The following is a 17600-nucleotide window of genomic DNA, read 5'->3' as shown; positions in this document are numbered from 1 at the left end:
ATCGAACCCTGCCCGTTTTATCTTGATCGCATCGCGATAATTGGCCTCATTGGAAATGGCATAACCGACATAGGGGTATTCCTGATGCCTATTGGTCCCGCGGAGGTACATTTTTTTATCGTTTAAGAAAAAGCCTTCTTTGTTCAGTTCGATTTTGCGAACGCCCACTTTTTGGGAGAGACTGTCTACCTTTTGTCCATTGCTGTACAGCTTTGTTGTCAATGTATATAAATGGGGGGATGTCGTGTTCCAAAGCTTTGGTCTATCAATATCCAATGAGATGGAAAGTTCGTTATCACGGTTCGGGCCCACTGATACCTTAGGGGATTCTTGACTGATACTATTTCCGCTACCATCGGTTAGGGCAACTTCGGCATATACCTCTTTTTCTTGACCGGATCCGTTCATCGCATGGATCTTTACGCTGCATCTTGCCGATTCACCGGATATGTCCGAAAAATGGACCAGTATTCCTCCCCCACCGGTTTTATTGGCCAACATAGGGTCCGAAACATAAACATCGTTTTTTGTGATCAATTCAACGTCCCTGTAAATCCCACCATAATAGTTAAAGTCGAGATCCTTTAATGGTTTTCCAGGTGGAATGACCGGGTTATCGGTATTGATCGCTTTTACCGTTAAAGTGTTCTTCCCCTCTTTCAAATGTTTTGATAAGTCGATACCGATAGGCAGATAACCGCCCATATGGTGGTTTAGGTGTATGCCGTTCAACCAGACATCCGACTCGTGCATTATCCCTTCAAATCGAAGAAAGACCTTTTTGTTGTTGCCCGGGGCGAGTTCAAACTCCTTCTTGTACCACATGGTCCCCTGCCACTGGTTGTTGACAACCAAGGGTTCAACTTTAGGTGTATGGGGTATATCTACAGGATAGCTTTGCGAAAATTCGCTATCCAAACTAAAAACCCATTCCTTGTTAAAATCAATGATTTGTCGTGTTGATTCGGTTTTTAAAACGTACGCCATGAGTCCGCTAATCATTATAAATGCAAAAATTATAAAAACAGCTGCGATACCTTTTTTCATTTATCGTAAGTGATTAAAGATTAGAAAATTAATTATTCAATGAATAGAAATCCATTCCCTTAGTGGGTTTGGATTCATGGTTGAATAAGGTTGCATTGTCCCAATGAGAACCTTGCCCCCATAATGTGTTGCATCCGGTAGAAACCCATGCAGGTTCCCAATATATTAAGCCTTCACCACCGGAAATTTCTATGATTTCCTTAAGCCTTTTAAGATAATTATATTGGCCTTGTTCTGTAGCGGGAAATTCCATCAACAATGCATTTTGTCCCAAAATATTGTTTGCCGCATCAATATTTTCTAGTGTAAATGGATAGGCAGTTTCTACTACCATAAGTCTCTTTTCATAAGTAGTTATCAAGTTGGCGAAAGCTTCGCCGACGTTTGACAAATTGAATTCTGACCAAATAGGGTAATATGAGAGTCCTATCCAATCAAAATCAGTAACACCATTGTTTGCAGCTTGTTCAAACCACCATATCGCATTTTCTGGTTGGGCAATATGTAGCATTACACCAATTTCCTTTTCCATTTCATTTGAAATATCCCTTACAGCTTTAATTCCGTTATTCAAAAGTGCAGCATTTCGACTCCAATCGATGGGCCATTTTAACTCGCCCTTTTGTAAGATCATTGGATTGATTTCGTTTCCGACCTGAACGACATCGGGCAATAACTTTAAGTTTCCCAGATCATAGAGAACATCATAGGTATAATCGTACAGTAGTTTTGCAAGATCAGCGGTATTCTCCAATTGGTTTTCCCAAGCTTCCGGAATTTCTTGACGCCCTGGATCGGCCCAAGTATCAGAATAATGAAAGTCAAGTAAAACCTGCATATCGTTATTTTTGGCTCTCTGTATTGTTTTTTTTACATCATCAAGATTGGAATATGAGGTCCATTGTGGATTATGCCATAATCGTACCCTAACAAGATTGGTTCCAGCTTCTTTGAAAATTTGGAAAGGATCTTGTTCTAAACCATCAGAATTTTTGAAAACGGCACCGCAATCCTCCATTTCATTTACATAGGAAAGGTCTGCTCCTAATGCAAAAGAACTATTCGGTGCCATTGTTTCAGGCTCTATCTGAGGGTTTTCCGACTCATCATATATAGAGGTCGGGGATGAACATGAAATGGTTAGAAATAACTGAAACAAAATCGCAAAGCAAACAACAGCCTTAATGTTTAGTATCTTTATCCCTAAACCAAGTCGTCTTCCCATTTGCACCTTCATATTTAATTTTGATTTAATTTATATATCCCGGATTCTGATCAAGGTTAGGATTTCTATTGAGTTCGGACTGCGGAATAGCATATAATACTTGATGGTCCTGGGCCAACAAGCCTCTTTCTCTCGCACTTGATATAAACTTTCCGTGACGGATCAAATCCTCTCTTCGAAAGCCTTCACTGTAAAGCTCCCAGGCCCTTTCCGCCAAAATGTGATCTCGTAAATCATCTTTTGAAGCAAAATCACTCAAAGAGATTCTTTTGGAGTTATCATTATTGAAGGCTCTATCCCTAATTTGATTGATTAAGTCAATGGATTCTTGGTTAGGACCGTTCAATTCGTTTAGCGCTTCGGCCCGGGTCAATAATACATTCGCATATCGGTCCACCACAATATCATTGGAAGCCCATGGCCCTATTCTCCCATCGTCAATACCGTATTTAAGAATTATCGCACCATCGGTCACTTGTCTTATTTGACCTGTATTGCTCTCATATTCCTTTAAGAGAACACTTCTTCTAATATCTTCGGAATCAAAGGTATCGTAGAATGAATCCGGTACGCGCGCTCCTCCCCAAGATGAGCTTACAAAATCGGCCGGGGCAGTTGTTGCAACAAAAACATTTCCAATTCCCGCCACAGCATTTGAGGATACCATCGATAGAATAATCTCCGGATTTCCCGTATTGTCAGGAGCAAAAATTGAGTTAAAATCGTTGACAATTTGATATACTCCCAAATTCATTACATTTTGTGCGCTTTCCGCTGCTTCCACCCACATTTTCTCATTTAAATATAACCTTGCTTGCAAAGCATAGGCGGCTCCTTGTGTAAATCTGCCATAATCTTCATTGGCGTAAGTTGCCGGCAACAACCCAATAGCTGACTCAAGATCACTGACCATCTGTTCGAAAATATCCTGTGGATTCGCTTGTTCGGGCAAAAAGAAAGGATCTCCATTCACTTCGGTTATCAGGGGGATATTTCTGTACATATTATACAGGTAATAGTAATGCAGAGCGCGCCCAAAAAAAGCCTCGCCCCTTACCCTATTTCTAATTTCCTCACTCAGTTCTTCATTATCGGAAGCCACATTTTCTAAAATATTATTACAAATTGATACCCCCTCGAACAATTTTCTGTAGGGGTCTGTGGCACTACTTTGGTTAAAGGTGAAAAGTGTGAGCCTTCCCCAAAAACCCCCAGGAAATCCGTCTGCCCATAAAGACTCAAATACATCTGTTGGAGCATCCCCGTGGTGAAATAGTGAAACATTATCCGCATAGGTATATAACCCCCATCCTGGATCATTGGTCGTGGTTCTGTTATGCCCTCTCAAATTTGAATAAATGGCATTCGAGGCATTGATGATGTCCTCATCATCTTGAAAGAAATTATTGGTCGATACGACATCGAACAATTCCTCTTCTAAGCTTTGATCGCAGGAGGAAAATACTACCATGCAAAATATGCTTATTAGAATTGAGTTTTTAATTTTATTCATAGCTCATTTTTTTAATTTTATAAAAATTATGGTCCTTTAAAAAGAGACGTTCAATCCTAAGGTAAATGACCTCAGGTTTGGGAAATCATCGTCGGTCTCAGGGTCCAGCCCCGTATATTTCGTAATCACAAATAAGTTTTGCACATCAGCATAGATTCTAAAATTATCGAAAGCTGATTGCTTCGGTTTAAACGTATATCCCAGTGTTACGTTTCTTAACCGCACAAATGAGGCATCTTCCACATAAACCGAATTACCACTTCGACTACCGAATCCTGAAATACTGGCCTGACCGGAAGGAATACTGCCATTGGGGTTATTGGGGGTCCAACGGTCCAAAACCGTTGCCAATTTATTACGGGAAAGCAATATATCGCCCACATCTTCGAATCGTGCTCTGATTCCATTTCGACGAACATTCCCGAAAGAACCTTGAAAAAAGAAGTTGAGGTCAATATTTTTATACTCAAAACTATTGTTCCATCCTCCGGTAACTTTAGGTTGTCTTACACCTAAGAGAACTTGATCTGTATTTCTGATGACTCCATCACCATCAACATCCCTAAACCTGAACATCCCGGGACTATCGCCAACATTTTCAGCTGTGGTTCTTTGCCCACTATTGTTTACCTCTTCTTGTGTTCTGAAAATACCATCTACAATATAACCGTACTCATCTTCCGTAGAGCCGAACTCATCTACCCATGGGTTTATGGCTTGACCAGCTCTATCGACCCACTTGTTTTCATTGTAAGCGATATTAAAGGCCGATGTCCATCTTAATTGATCCGTAAGATTGTCACTATAGCGAACACCCAATTCAACCCCTTGGTTTTTCACTTTTCCCCTGTTTGCTATAGTTGTGGTAAAACCAGATGAAAGGGGAAGCGGAAATTCTAATAAAATATCAGATGTCAGCTTATAATATAAATCTGCCGAGATGGATAATTTACGGTTAAATAAAGCTAAATCTATTCCTGAGTTCAATTGAGAAGTGCTTTCCCACCTTAAATCCGGAATTCCGGGGTTTATCGCTGCCAAACCATTTGTACGAGCAGCGTCCAAGCCTACCGCAAAAGGGACGGTCGTGCCAAAAACTTGTTGTGATATTTGACTGGGAACTTCCTGATTTCCGGTTACACCATAAGTAACCCTAACCTTAAACTCATCTATTACCTCTGATTTAAAAAAGTTTTCCTTATGAACTTTCCAAGCAAAAGCGCCCGATGGGAAATATCCCCAGGGATTATTGATGAATTTACTAGACCCGTCCGCTCTAAAGCTGAAGGTGAATAAATATCTGTCTTTCCATGAATAATTTACCCTAGACAAATAAGAAATTAATTTGGGCTGTGCTTTGAACGAAAAAAGTCTATCTGCATTTTGTGCTACGGCAAGGTTATTTATGTTAATGGTCTCATTGGAAAAATTAGAGGCCACAACACCAAAGCTTTCATTTCGTAACTCTTGATACGTATACCCGAATAAGGCATTCAAAGAATGGTCGCCCCATTGCTTGGAATAATTCAAGGTGAACTCACCCAATAAATTTTCAATGATTTCATTTCTAAGTTCCCCTTCGCCGTTCAATTGTTCCCCTCTCAACAATGTTGTTGGGATAAAGGCCCTGCCTTTAATGTTTTGATCATCAATACCTAAATTCAATTTTGCTTTTAAGCCATCAGAAATTTCATATTCTCCATAAAAGGTAGCCAATACTCTTTTTGTTACAATCTCATCGTCAATATTCAAAATAGATACCGGGTTGGATATCTGTGTAGGAAAGGAAGGGTGTACAGAAAAGTTACCATTTTGGTCAAAAACTGGCACAGCGGGAGACCAACGCCTAGCATTTATAAATACACCGGCGTTTTCAGAGTCTCCAGAACCTGAGTTCACCAACTGATCTTTTGTCCTTGTTGCGGTTAAGTTTAATCCCAATTTGAATTTTTTCGAGATTTGAGTAGATAGATTTAATCTTCCTGAAAAGCGCTCTAAACCGGTTTTCTGTACCAACCCCTCATTTTTATAGTAGTTTCCCGAAATGTAATAGTTCACCTTATCGGTTGCTCCACTAAATGAAATCTGATGTTTTTGAACTGTAGACGAATGACCAAATAAACTGGAATTTCTCAATATTTCTTCCTGCCAGTTAGTACCTTCACCCAAAGTATTTACCTGTGCTGCGGAAAAAATGGGAGCCCCGGCTTCCTCGTTGGTGACTTGAGCGAACTCGCTTCCGTTCAGTAAATCATATAACTCGGTCGGAGTGGAGACGGTGTAAGAAGAACTATAGTTTATAGAAGCTTTTCCAGATTTCCCTTTTTTTGTGGTTATTAAAACCACTCCATTAGCACCTCTGGCACCATAAATTGCCGTGGCCGATGCGTCCTTAAGAATTTCAATGGATTCAATGTCCTCCGGATTTAATGTATTCAATGGATTTCTTGACGGTGATTGTCTTACCGTCGAGCCTGTAACATTGTTTGTAGGGGGATCACTGGTTATAGGAAATCCGTCAACAACGTACAAAGGTTCATTACTACTGTTAATTGAAGTTCTACCACGGATCCTCACACTAAAACCACCACCGGGCTGTGCACTGTTTTGGGACAATACAACACCAGCAGCAGTGCCTTGAAGTTGATTGCTCACCGAAACAACAGGACCGGGGTTGAAATCTTCCGCTTTTACAGAAACAACGGAACCGGTCAAATCACTTTTCTTTTGGGTTCCATAACCAACAACGACCACCTCGTCCAAGTTGCTAACATCTTCATCCAGAGCAATATTTATGCTAAGATTATCGGAAACGGTCCTTTCTAAGGTTTTGAACCCTAAATAACTAAATGTCAATATATCACCTTCTTGGGCCTCTATTGAGTAATAACCGTCGAAATCAGTAACGGTGCCGTTTGTGGTTTCTTTAACAACAATAGACACGCCACCAAGAGGAATTCCATCAGTTGACGAAGTGACCTGGCCAGTAATAGTCTTTTGAATTTGCGCCCACCCGTTTTGGGCCAAAAGGCCAAAAAGACAGAATAGCAATACATGCAGGTATTGTTTTTTAATCATTTGATGTATAGTTAAAATTAAATGGGAATTGATAAACGATACTCTTTCCTCAGCAGGTCTGGAAGTACCTCCACATGAGAGAATTTGGTGCAAAAATTGGCAAAAAAGAGACACATTAGTTTACAATGGGCCCCTCTTTTACCATACTAACTATAATTAAAACCTAGCTAAATTTTCTTCTTATTTTTTTACTGGGCATCCACTATTCTCAAATTTCTAAAGTATACCGGGTTTTGATCCATACCAGTGTACCCAGCATTCCCGACGATTTTAAAACCATCGACCTGATCGGGCCCTGGTGCCTCTTCATTAACCCCATAAAAGCTCCCCAACCTAGAATTATCCAACAATTCAAATGTTAAAGTAACCCACTTATTAGGCTCTGTTATATGAGCACGATAATTGATATAAAAACCTGCACCATCCCAGTTGACCGAATGTTGCGCATAATTAATTAAGGTTAATTCAACCTGGTAACCTGCGGTCTTATCAGCCCCTTGGGGCGCATCACCATCGATAGCAGCAATATCGGAAAATGACCAATCATCATCTACCGTATCATCATAATAGGCATCTATCTGTACTACTTTCGTATTGTCGGTCGTTAATCCTCCATCTACAGGGTCAGCCACTTGAGGCAGGGCATTAATCATTTCGGAAGGAATCGCTTCACCTAGGTTGAATATATTATGGTCCCAACCGCCCCAATTTGGCTCGGCAATCTTAGAAATGGCCATTGCTTTTCCCTGGAACTCTATTGGTGCCTCTGTATCTGGATTATCCGCACCATAGACATATTCGCTTTGCTTGCCCACGGTTTCCACTGTAGTAGTTTCCGGTGCCAAAGCATTCGTAATATTAAACACATTAATGCTTCTATCGGTCTCCCAAGCCCTTACTTCGATGGTGCTTGAAACAAAATCTCCTCCAAAGTCCGCCAGTAAAAAGCCTATGTCTCCAACCGCTTCGATAGCAACTGCGGAAAGTGATGTCGTTTTTCCAAGTGCATCTTCTACCACAAATACAAGACTGTTAGAGCCATTCTCCAGTGCTGTGAAGTCGTATGTAAAGGTATCGGCAGTAGAAGTTCCGTCATAGTTTTTGATACTTTCCCCATTTAAGGATACACTACTTAAACCAGCTTCGGCATTGACGGTAAATGAAAATGTCAATGGACTTCCGACCAAAACCCTTAAATCCGTTAAATCGGTAGGTTGGTTCAGAGCTATTGTAGGTGCATTGGGTTCCGGTTCCGGTTCTGGAGTGTCATCACTACTCGAACATGCAACCATAAGTGTTAAAAGGAAAAAATACATTCCCATTAACACTGGATTTAATTTTTTTGTTTTCATTTCTTCATTTTTTAATTCAACATTAGTTTTTGTTTGAAGCCTTACTTAATACTTTTTCATAGAATTTTAATTGTAAAGCATATCCGCAATTATTCATGAGTGCAAGTTGGAAATAAACCAAGGGGTATATGAGGGGGTAAATCGTTTGAGAGGAGGGGGTAAATCGTTATTGGAGAATTGGAAATTAATCCAAGCCCTACTTAATTTGGGAAAGTATTTTTACTGAAAACAGTTAAGAATCAGGACAAAGGAGCAGATTTATTTAATTTAAAACCCATAAACACAGGCATTGACATGTGATATCAATTTCATTTAAGGATATCAGAAGGGTTTTTCCCGAATTTTTGTTTGAACACTTTTCTAAAGTACTTCCTATCTGAATAACCAACCATAAAGCAAACCTCACTTACTGAATATCTCTGTTCTTCCAATACTCTTTTTGCAATTCTCAGTTTATAATCTCGTATAAATTCAATCAAGTTCATTCCCGACAATGCTTTTATCTTTTTGTAGAGTACCGAATGACTCATTCCCATTTCGCGAGAAAGTTGGTTTGCTCCAAAATCTGGAGCATCAAGATTGTTTTCTATCAATTCAGTCAATTTTTCAAGAAAACCTTGGTCTGTTCTATTTAAGGCCAGTTCTTTTGGCAAAATCAAACCATCGGTCTTAAATTTATTTCTAATCAATTCCCTGTTATGCAAAAGGCTTTTTATTTTGGCCAAAAGCAAAGGTTCTTTAAAAGGTTTGGTGATGTAGTCATCCGCCCCGATCCCATAACTTTTTACTTTGTCATCTATTGAGGTACGTGCAGTAAGAAGTATAACGGGGATGTGACTAGTGCCTATATTCGTTTTTATGGATTCACAAAAAGCCATACCATCCATTTGTGGCATCATAATGTCACTTATTATCAAATCGGGGATGTGTTTCATAGCCATATTCAGCCCCTCCATTCCATTTGTTGCTTCAATTAATTCGTAAGACTGGTCAAGCAACACTTCACAGATGTACTGCCTCAATTCTTCATGATCCTCAACAACCAAAATAGTTTCTGCCGACTCATTATTTTCTGAAATTACAACATCATCCGTCACATTTGAAGTCTCGGGACCAGTTAGGGCTCTTCCTTTATCATGGTTTATGACTTCTTTTGGGTAGGGAGCTTTATCCATGGGCAATAGAATTATAAATTCACTTCCCTTTCCTTCAACACTCTTTACTTTAATACTACCCGAATGGAGTTTTATGATTTCATGGGCAATAGAAAGCCCAATTCCAAACCCTGATTTCTCGGTAACGGCATTCTGATAAAACCTATTGAATATTTTTGAAAGTTTTTCCTTGGGAATACCTTCTCCAGTATCTGTAATTCGTATGCATACTTTCTTTTTTACTATGTTGATCGCAATCTTGATTTGACCCCCTGGAGGAGTAAACTTAAAGGCATTGGATGTGATGTTGAAAATGGTCTTTTCCAATTGTTTTTTATCAAACCATACCTGAATCTTTTCTGAAGAAGTATGAAATTGGAAATCAATATCATTATCTATTGCCTTTTGCCCAAAAGCAAGATAAATCTCCCTTAAAAAACCTACCATATCATTTTCGGCAATTTCCAATTCAATAGAGCCTGCTTCAAGCTTTCTAAAGTTGAGGAGTTCTTCCACCAAATCCATCAATCTTGTAGCGTTCTTGTCCACGGTTGTAAGACGCTTTTGATCTTTCGTTGAAAGCGAGACTTTGCCCAATCCGTTTAAAGCCCCCATAATTAATGTTAACGGAGTGCGTATTTCATGGGATATATTCATAAAAAAGCGTTGCTTAATATTGTGCAACTCTTTGTTTTTCTCATTGGTAATTTGTTCTAACTTCAGATTCGCTTTCATTCGTTCCCACGCAATGGTATATTTTCTTAAAAAATAAAACAGAACGAACAAGAATAACAAGTAGATCAGGTAAGCCCACCATTCCAACCAATACGGTTTTAATATTTCAATTTCAATGCTGGCTTCCTTACTGCTCCAGTCCATCCCTTTTTCCCTGCTTTTAACTTTAAAAGTATAATCGCCGTAAGGGAGGTTTGTATATGTAGCAGTACGCTCTTTGCCAATATTTCTCCATTCTGCATCGAAATTTTCCATTTTGATCGCATATTGTCTTCTTAATGAAAATGGGTATTGTAACGCTGCAAAATTGAATGTAACAACGTCCAAATTGTGTGGTAATCTCAAGTTATCCGTTAATAAGATATTTTTGCGGAGAATACCTTCCTTATCTATCGAAACGGACCTGTTATAAAGTTTAAAATCTGTAATGAGGACTTTGGGGGCTTCTTCTGAATTGTAAAAATTAGCTGGATCGAAAGACATCACTCCCCGTAATCCTCCAAAATAAAGAACTCCTGCTTCATCGATAAAAGCTGAGTTAATATGGAATTCATCGTGTAGATTTGGGAAGCCGTTAAACTTGTTTTTGTCGTAGTCAAAATTGAGTATACCATCTTTGGTTCCAAACCAGATTTTGCCCGATCGATCTTCGATGATAGAAACGACGGATGCATATCGAATTATCTCATAATCCTCGAACCTTTCAATCTTATCCCGGTACGGGTCGTAACGGTTAACACCATTTCCTGCCGTTCCAATCCACACATATCCCTTGGAATCTTTTAATATTGAAAAAGTGTTATCTGAACTCAGTGAGTTTTCTTTGTTCTCTTCATATCTGAATTGTTTGAATTCTTTACTTTGGGTATCAAAAAGATTCACGCCTCCTCCAAAAGTGGCAATCCATAAGTATTTACCATCTTTTTGTAATGATACAAGGTTGTTGCTGCTTATGGAGTTCGTTCGTGCATTTAATTTCTTATAATGGGTAAAAGTATCGGTTTTCGTATCCAGATAACTTAGCCCACCTTCCCATGAAGCAACCCAAAGATTGTTTTCCCCATCTTCAATTACATATCGTATGTCATTGTAATTCAGTGAGTTTTGTTCATTTTTAGATTGAAATTTTTTTAATACCCCCTTATTTATGTCAAAATTTATTAATCCATTTGCAAAGGTTCCCAGCCAATAGGTTCCATCTGAAGCTTGCATAATGTATTGAATATAGCTGCCTCCTGCCTCATTTTCTTTTTTGATAAGGGATTTACCCGTATTATTTTCACGTATGGTCAACCCTCCACCATCAAGGCCCATAAGAAACCTATCGGTTGTTTTATATATGGAAAGGACAGCAGCCGTAACTTCCCCTTCACTATCACTTAAAATAATGCTGACATTTTCGTTCCTGTTCAAAAAATTCATGCCATTCCAGGCAGTTCCGACCCAGACATTGGTTTTTTCATCAATAAGGATATCGTAAATAGCATTCCCCGATAAGGATGTGGCCATTTGAGGGTTATGGATGTACTTTTTTACTTTGAAATCTTCACTATTGGGATTGACAATATTTAATACCCCATTGCCATCCGTACCAATCCAAAGGTTTCCATCCCCATCGTTTTTAATTGTACGAATAATATTGGCATGCCCGTCATATTTGAATTTCTCGTTGAGAAAATTTGATACTTGCTTTGTCTTTGTATTAATCAAAAGTAATCCTGAACCACTGGTACCAATTAAAATTTCATCCTCATTTAATTTGTCAAGTGCATGAATAAAATTAAGATCTGAATTGTTTTCGAAAATGTTGGTCAGTATTTGAGCGTCTTGATCATACATTTTAAGCCCATCGCCAAATGTTCCAATAAGCAATCCCTGTTTGGTTTCTAAAAAGCAAGTAACTCCACTTGAGAAGCCACTTAACCAAGTAATAAACTCGTTCGAACTACTGTTATACAGACAAAAACCATTCTCGGTTCCGATCCATATGTTGCCTTTTTTGTCTTCATAAAGGATATTTAAATTATTGGATGGAATAGAAGATTTATCATTTGGATCGTTTCTATAAACTTCAAAATTATCATTGTCGGAATCATAAAGATTCAACCCACCTCCACTTGTGGCAACCCAAATTCTATTGGAAGTGTCGATCAATATATCGGTTATGTCGTTGGATGTAAGGTTGCTATTTTGTTGATTATATATTTTGACATCATAGCCGTCATATCTGTTAAGCCCATTATTAGTACCTATCCAGACAAATCCATCCGATTCTTTTACAATAGTTTTGATCCGATTGTTGGATAGTCCATTGGAACGATTGATTTTATCAAAAATAGCTTGTGATTGCCCGTAGCAAAAGTTATTGAAACCCACACCAAGCACACATATAATGATAACCAATTTCGTCATTAGGTTTTGCAGGAATATATTTTGATCCGTTCTATTCATGTAAACGACAATAAAATTTCTTATTAATAAAAATACTATTTAGATGATTTCAATACATTTTGAACATAATCCAAACTAGGATTTCCTTTAAGATTTATTAAAGATTAATTTAACGAAAATATCAATCGTTTTAAGGGTGAAATTAGTTTTATATAGGGGGTTATTTCGGCTGTAATGTATTTTTATAAATACTGGATTCGTTCAGACTTTTTCTTTTTGAGCTTCCTAAGTGCCAAGACGATAAATGGGAATGGTTGAACCCTTTCCAACCGAGCAATATAGTATAGCGCCGATTCAGTAAGGGATAAACGAATTAGACAAACAATCTTATGAGGTTGTTTTGTAAGCTCCCCCTAGTTAGAACTGCTTGGTTTTCTATAATTGGGAGGAGGTCAATACACGAACCATATTTCAGTTATGATAACTTATCAGTTCCCGTAAGGTTTTACTATTGCCATTTTCTCCCAAGTATCGGGACTTTACAGCATCCGAGGATATGATTTTATCTTCCTCTAACAGTTCTTTATGGGATTGGAGTAGTTTGGCGTACACTTGGTCTAGATAAGTGTTTAAGGCCCTTATCTTTTCTGTGTTTCCCCTGCCTTTATAGGCATCCCATTGGCTGTTGGCAATGTTTCTTTTAAGACTTATCTCTGCTCGTTTACCGTTTACGGTAACACGTACATAAATGGAAAGTTGGTTGGGATTGCTTCTGGATTTCCTAGTGAAGAAAATAACCGTGAAAGTGCTTTTCGTTTTCATGTTTCATTGACTTTTGTTAAACAATAATTTGTAAAGGCGAAAGTCAAATCATGCCCTAAAGCTCTTTAAAGTTAGTGTATTTTTGGTGAGCGATTGCACACCTAATTACAAACCTTTTTATTGGTTTTTAATGGATTCATTTGGCATCAAATAAAATCTATAAAAACAAAAAACACTGATAATCATACGATTAACAGTGTTTTGATATTACCTACTTCTAGGTTTGTCGGGGTGGCAGGATTCGAACCTGCGACCTCCGCGTCCCAAACGCGGCGCGATAACCGGGCTACGCTACACCCCGAACTGGTTATCTTCTAAAAATCGTTTAGCTCCTCTTTTCTTTATCCTGTTTTCCAACTTTAGTGCTTCAGACCTATTGGCGACTTCCAAAGTCTTTATCAGTTGCCAAGGCAATCCGCCTTTTGTTGAAGGAACCAAACCTTTATTATGTCTCTCTAGTCTCTTTTCAATATTACTAGTTTGACCTACATAATATCCTGAACGTTTTTGACTATATAATATATAAACTATATATTCCATACTTTATTTTCGGGTGGTCACGCCTCTTGCGTGACGACCTCCGCGTCCCAAACGCGGCGCGATAACCGGGCTACGCTACACCCCGAAAAGTTATCCATATAATCAAAAGAAAATTGCGGAGAGAATGGGACTCGAACCCATGCGACACTTACGCGTCGACAGATTAGCAATCTGCTCCGTTACCACTCCGGCACCTCTCCTCTTATTTTCTCAATGAACTATCGCACAAAATGCGGATGCAAATGTACTTTATACTATTCGAGATCGCAACTATTTTTTAGCATTTTTTAATCTTTGAAATTACCGGCCTCCTACTCAGGGTACTCGATCCGAAGATGATAAATATTGGTGAGTTTTTGCTTGAATATCTTTTTAATTACCGCTATTTCCTTAAAAGTAATATCTGCATTCAAAAATTGATTCGCTTTCATTTGCCCTGCAATTATCCTGTCCACAAATTCATCGATCATAAGAAAAGTCGGGTCCTTTAGACTCTTGGAAGCTGCCTCTACGGCATCTGCCATCATCAATATGGCCGTTTCTTTTGAAAAAGGTAATGGCCCGGGATATCTAAAATCGTGTTCATTGATCTCTTCATCCATTTCTTTTTGCTTTTGAAAAAAATAATAGACCAAGGTAGTCCCATGGTGAGATCGTATAAAATCAATAATCCTATCCGGAATATTATTTTTTCGGGCCAATTCTATACCATCTATTACATGATCGATAATAATTTGGGCGCTTTCCTTAGGGCTTATATCATCATGTGGATTAACATTGGTAATCTGATTTTCGGTAAAAAATGTTGGGTCTTTCATTTTTCCGATATCATGATATAAGGCACCAACCCGTACCAACATGGCATTAGCACCTACTTTATTGGCGGCCGCCTCAGCTAAATTAGCCACTTGTAAAGAATGGTGAAATGTACCGGGAGCCTTATTGGAAAGTTCTTTTAACAATCTGGAGTTGGTATCCGATAATTCCAGCAATGATACATCCGAAACCAAACCAAAAAGTTTCTCATAAATATATATCAAGGGCTGGACAAAAAGGGTAATCATACCATTTAACAGAAACAGCCCCAAAGTAAACCAGGCAATGTTATTGAGGTTCCCTTCATGGATGATATGAAAAGCCAGGTAACCTATAATATAGATCAAGGTGATCTGCCCAACGGAAATAAATAGATTAGCTCTTTTGTAAAGCTCGGAAACCGTTAAAATGGTAACTATCCCCGCTATGATCTGCAGAAAGATATATTCGAAGCTATTGGGTACCACAAATCCCAAAATCAGTACGGCGAGTACGTGCGCAAAAAGGCCCAAGCGGGCATCAAAAAATGTTTTTAGGATAAGGGGCAGTATACATAAAGGAACTACAAAAACAAGTGTATCGTTATATTTTATCACCATGGTCGTTATAAACACCATCAATAAAATATTAAAAAAGATGAACGTTACTTTTGTATTATTTCCGTAAACCTCGGGTCTATATTTCTTTAAAAAAAGAAAAAGCATGATCAATACCAGGGCTACCAAAACAGTGTAACCTGTAATGATATAATAATAGTTGCTTGCCGTCCACAGTTCGGACTCATATTCCGCCTTAAGCGATTCTAAGATTTTTAGATTTTCCGCCTCTACTACCTCCCCTTTGGCTATGATAAGCTTTCCTTCATCGACTGTGCCCCGCGTATAGGATATTTTTGAAAGTGCATCTTGTAAGGTCCTTTCGGAAAGGTTTTGGTCATAAGTGACATTGGGGACGATCAAATCGAAAAAAAGTACCTCAAACTCTTTTTGAAAAGAGGACAATCTTTTTTTTTGTAATACAGATTGTATTAGATCATTGATCTTTGTGATTCGAAAAAAATTGGAAGTCCTTATTTTTTTTTCTTCATTGTTCTTGACCAGAAACACGTATCGGTCATTTAATTGGTTTTTTAAATTTTCCGGAATCCCATTATGGTATATAGAATCCAAAATTTCCTTTGCAGCCTTATCCAATATCCTCCGAGTACTTCTTAACTCGGTTTTTGCCCATTGTGAATCCTTTCTTTCCAAGAATTCTTCATACACCGTATCCACAATCCCTTGACGATATCTAAAGTACTTGATTTGATTCTCTGTGATAAACTCTTTTTCTTTGGATAACTCGTTTTCCGATTTTTTAATGGAAAAATCGAAGGGTGCATATAAATTCTCATATTGCCAAGGTTTTCCTTTTTGAAATTCATATTTAAACTTGCCTCCTTTTGGAAAGAAAAAAACAATGAATCCAATCGCAACTATATAGAGAATATACTTGTAGATGAGCGATTGCTTTTTATATAAGTTGTCCAAAAACCAGTTTTTAGGAATGTGTTTTTCAAAAATAGAAAAATATAGCCTTATTATGAGGAATTGATTCGGATACCCTAAGATTGAACGGGAATTTAGTAATTTCGCCAATAGACAAGATTAAAATCATGGAATGGACCATAATAATCAAAATTGGTATTTGCCAATGTATTAATTTGGTGAAATTAAAGATTCATGAACACTAATAAAAAGTAATAGATGAAAGAGGTAGTCATTGTTTCCGCTGTTCGTACACCTATAGGAAGTTTTATGGGATCATTATCGACAGTTCCGGCTCCAAAATTAGGTGCTATCGCGATTAAGGGCGCACTAGAAAAAATTGGTTTGGAACCGTCCATGGTCGAAGAAGTATTAATGGGAAATGTGGTACAGGCGGGAACAGGTCAGGCCCCTGCCAGACAAGCGGCCATTTATGCGGGTATTCCAGATAGCGTTCCCTGTACCACCGTTAATAAAGTATGTGCTTCTGGAATGAAAACCGTTATGCAGGCCACGCAGGCAATTGCCCTGGGAGATGCTTCTATTGTAGTTGCCGGGGGGATGGAAAATATGAGTTCGATACCCCACTACGTACATATGAGAGCCGGAACAAAATTCGGTCCTTCTTCTTTGATAGACGGCATGCAAAGAGATGGTTTGGTAGATGTGTACGACCAAAATGCAATGGGCGTTTGTGCAGATGCCTGTGCCGTAGAACACGAATTTTCAAGGGAGGAACAGGACGGTTTTGCCATACAATCGTACAAAAGGGCCGCGACCGCCTGGTCACGGGGCGATTTTAAGAAAGAAGTAATTCCTGTACCCGTACCGCAAAGGCGAGGGGAACCAATTACTATAGATGAAGATGAAGAGTACAAGAATGTATTTTTAGAGAAAATCCCAAATCTAAGGCCCGCTTTTTCCAAGGATGGAACGGTCACCGCGGCCAATGCATCCACTATAAATGACGGTGCCGCAGCTTTGATCCTTATGAGCAGGGAAAAAGCCGAGGAATTAAATTTGAAGCCCTTGGCAAAGATAAGGGCGTACGCCGATGCCGCACATGAACCAAAATGGTTCACTACCGCTCCTGCAAAGGCACTTCCCAAAGCTTTGGACAAAGCAGGGATCTCTATAAGCGATGTGGATTATTTTGAGCTTAACGAAGCTTTCTCCGTCGTTGGCCTGGCCAATATGAAGTTATTAGGTCTTACGGACGATAATGTAAATGTGAACGGCGGAGCCGTTTCTTTAGGTCATCCTTTAGGTTGCTCCGGGGCTCGTATTCTGATCACCTTATTGCATGTTCTTGAGCAAAAGAACGGGAAAATAGGTGCAGCTGCCATTTGCAACGGTGGTGGTGGCGCATCGGCAGTGATTATAGAAAGAATATAGCTCGGA

At 38.8% G+C, this 17600-nt stretch carries 10 protein-coding genes and 2 tRNA genes; 1 reads left to right on the top strand and 11 read right to left on the bottom strand.

Annotated elements, in window-relative coordinates:
• From ACKWB9_RS15245 to ACKWB9_RS15195, 11 genes are all read right to left on the bottom strand, one after another.
• A partial coding sequence (locus ACKWB9_RS15245) for a glycoside hydrolase family 2 protein (RefSeq protein WP_414003877.1) occupies positions 1 to 1047 on the bottom strand: 1047 nt, incomplete at its 3' end.
• Between the two features lie 28 nt (positions 1048 to 1075).
• Positions 1076 to 2119: a glycoside hydrolase family 53 protein gene (locus tag ACKWB9_RS15240; protein ID WP_414003876.1), complete on the bottom strand. Its 1044-nt coding sequence runs from the start codon at positions 2117 to 2119 to the stop codon at positions 1076 to 1078.
• 178 nt (positions 2120 to 2297) lie between these two features.
• The gene (locus ACKWB9_RS15235; protein ID WP_414003875.1) at positions 2298 to 3785 is read right to left on the bottom strand and encodes a RagB/SusD family nutrient uptake outer membrane protein; all 1488 of its coding nucleotides are present in this window, start codon (positions 3783 to 3785) and stop codon (positions 2298 to 2300) included.
• A 36-nt stretch (positions 3786 to 3821) separates the two neighbouring features.
• A complete protein-coding gene (locus tag ACKWB9_RS15230) occupies positions 3822 to 6863 on the bottom strand; it encodes a SusC/RagA family TonB-linked outer membrane protein (RefSeq protein WP_414003874.1) in 3042 nt (1013 codons plus the stop codon).
• A 188-nt stretch (positions 6864 to 7051) separates the two neighbouring features.
• Positions 7052 to 8215 carry a hypothetical protein gene (locus ACKWB9_RS15225; protein WP_414003873.1) on the bottom strand — a complete coding sequence of 388 codons (1164 nt, stop codon included), beginning with the start codon at positions 8213 to 8215 and terminating at the stop codon, positions 7052 to 7054.
• Between the two features lie 308 nt (positions 8216 to 8523).
• Entirely contained in the window at positions 8524 to 12516 is a 3993-nt protein-coding gene (locus tag ACKWB9_RS15220; protein ID WP_414003872.1) for a hybrid sensor histidine kinase/response regulator transcription factor, read from the bottom strand.
• A 450-nt stretch (positions 12517 to 12966) separates the two neighbouring features.
• The gene (locus ACKWB9_RS15215) at positions 12967 to 13317 is read right to left on the bottom strand and encodes an Arm DNA-binding domain-containing protein (RefSeq protein WP_414003871.1); all 351 of its coding nucleotides are present in this window, start codon (positions 13315 to 13317) and stop codon (positions 12967 to 12969) included.
• A gap of 226 nt (positions 13318 to 13543) precedes the next feature.
• Positions 13544 to 13618 (bottom strand) — tRNA-Pro (locus ACKWB9_RS15210).
• On the bottom strand, positions 13609 to 13857 hold the full coding sequence (locus ACKWB9_RS15205; RefSeq protein WP_414003870.1) for a GIY-YIG nuclease family protein: 249 nt from the start codon (positions 13855 to 13857) through the stop codon (positions 13609 to 13611). The genes ACKWB9_RS15210 and ACKWB9_RS15205 overlap by 10 nt, the downstream gene beginning before the upstream one ends.
• Before the next feature lie 116 nt (positions 13858 to 13973).
• Positions 13974 to 14057: transfer RNA gene (locus ACKWB9_RS15200), tRNA-Ser, on the bottom strand.
• 111 nt (positions 14058 to 14168) lie between these two features.
• Positions 14169 to 16202, bottom strand: a complete 2034-nt coding sequence (locus ACKWB9_RS15195) for an HD family phosphohydrolase (RefSeq protein WP_414003869.1) — start codon at positions 16200 to 16202, stop codon at positions 14169 to 14171.
• Positions 16203 to 16418: 216 nt separating this feature from the next.
• On the opposite strand from ACKWB9_RS15195, the gene ACKWB9_RS15190 reads away from it, so the two are divergent.
• The gene (locus ACKWB9_RS15190) at positions 16419 to 17594 is read left to right on the top strand and encodes an acetyl-CoA C-acyltransferase (RefSeq protein ID WP_414003868.1); all 1176 of its coding nucleotides are present in this window, start codon (positions 16419 to 16421) and stop codon (positions 17592 to 17594) included.
• Positions 17595 to 17600 lie beyond the last annotated feature (6 nt).

Source organism: Maribacter spongiae (genome assembly GCF_047345125.1).
Classification (GTDB): Bacteria; Bacteroidota; Bacteroidia; order Flavobacteriales; family Flavobacteriaceae; genus Maribacter.
The sequence above is the reverse complement of the archived record's forward strand: the minus strand, read 5'-3'. Positions and strand labels throughout refer to the sequence as shown.

Excerpts from the sequence above, each read along its gene's own strand:
- ACKWB9_RS15240 (WP_414003876.1), bottom strand. The coding sequence starts at position 2,119 with ATGGCACCGAATAGTTCTTTTGCATTAGGAGCAGACCTTTCCTATGTA.
- ACKWB9_RS15235 (WP_414003875.1), bottom strand. The coding sequence starts at position 3,785 with ATGAATAAAATTAAAAACTCAATTCTAATAAGCATATTTTGCATGGTA.
- ACKWB9_RS15230 (WP_414003874.1), bottom strand. The coding sequence starts at position 6,863 with ATGATTAAAAAACAATACCTGCATGTATTGCTATTCTGTCTTTTTGGC.
- ACKWB9_RS15225 (WP_414003873.1), bottom strand. The coding sequence starts at position 8,215 with ATGAAAACAAAAAAATTAAATCCAGTGTTAATGGGAATGTATTTTTTC.
- ACKWB9_RS15220 (WP_414003872.1), bottom strand. The coding sequence starts at position 12,516 with ATGACGAAATTGGTTATCATTATATGTGTGCTTGGTGTGGGTTTCAAT.
- ACKWB9_RS15215 (WP_414003871.1), bottom strand. The coding sequence starts at position 13,317 with ATGAAAACGAAAAGCACTTTCACGGTTATTTTCTTCACTAGGAAATCC.
- ACKWB9_RS15205 (WP_414003870.1), bottom strand. The coding sequence starts at position 13,857 with ATGGAATATATAGTTTATATATTATATAGTCAAAAACGTTCAGGATAT.
- ACKWB9_RS15190 (WP_414003868.1), top strand. The coding sequence starts at position 16,419 with ATGAAAGAGGTAGTCATTGTTTCCGCTGTTCGTACACCTATAGGAAGT.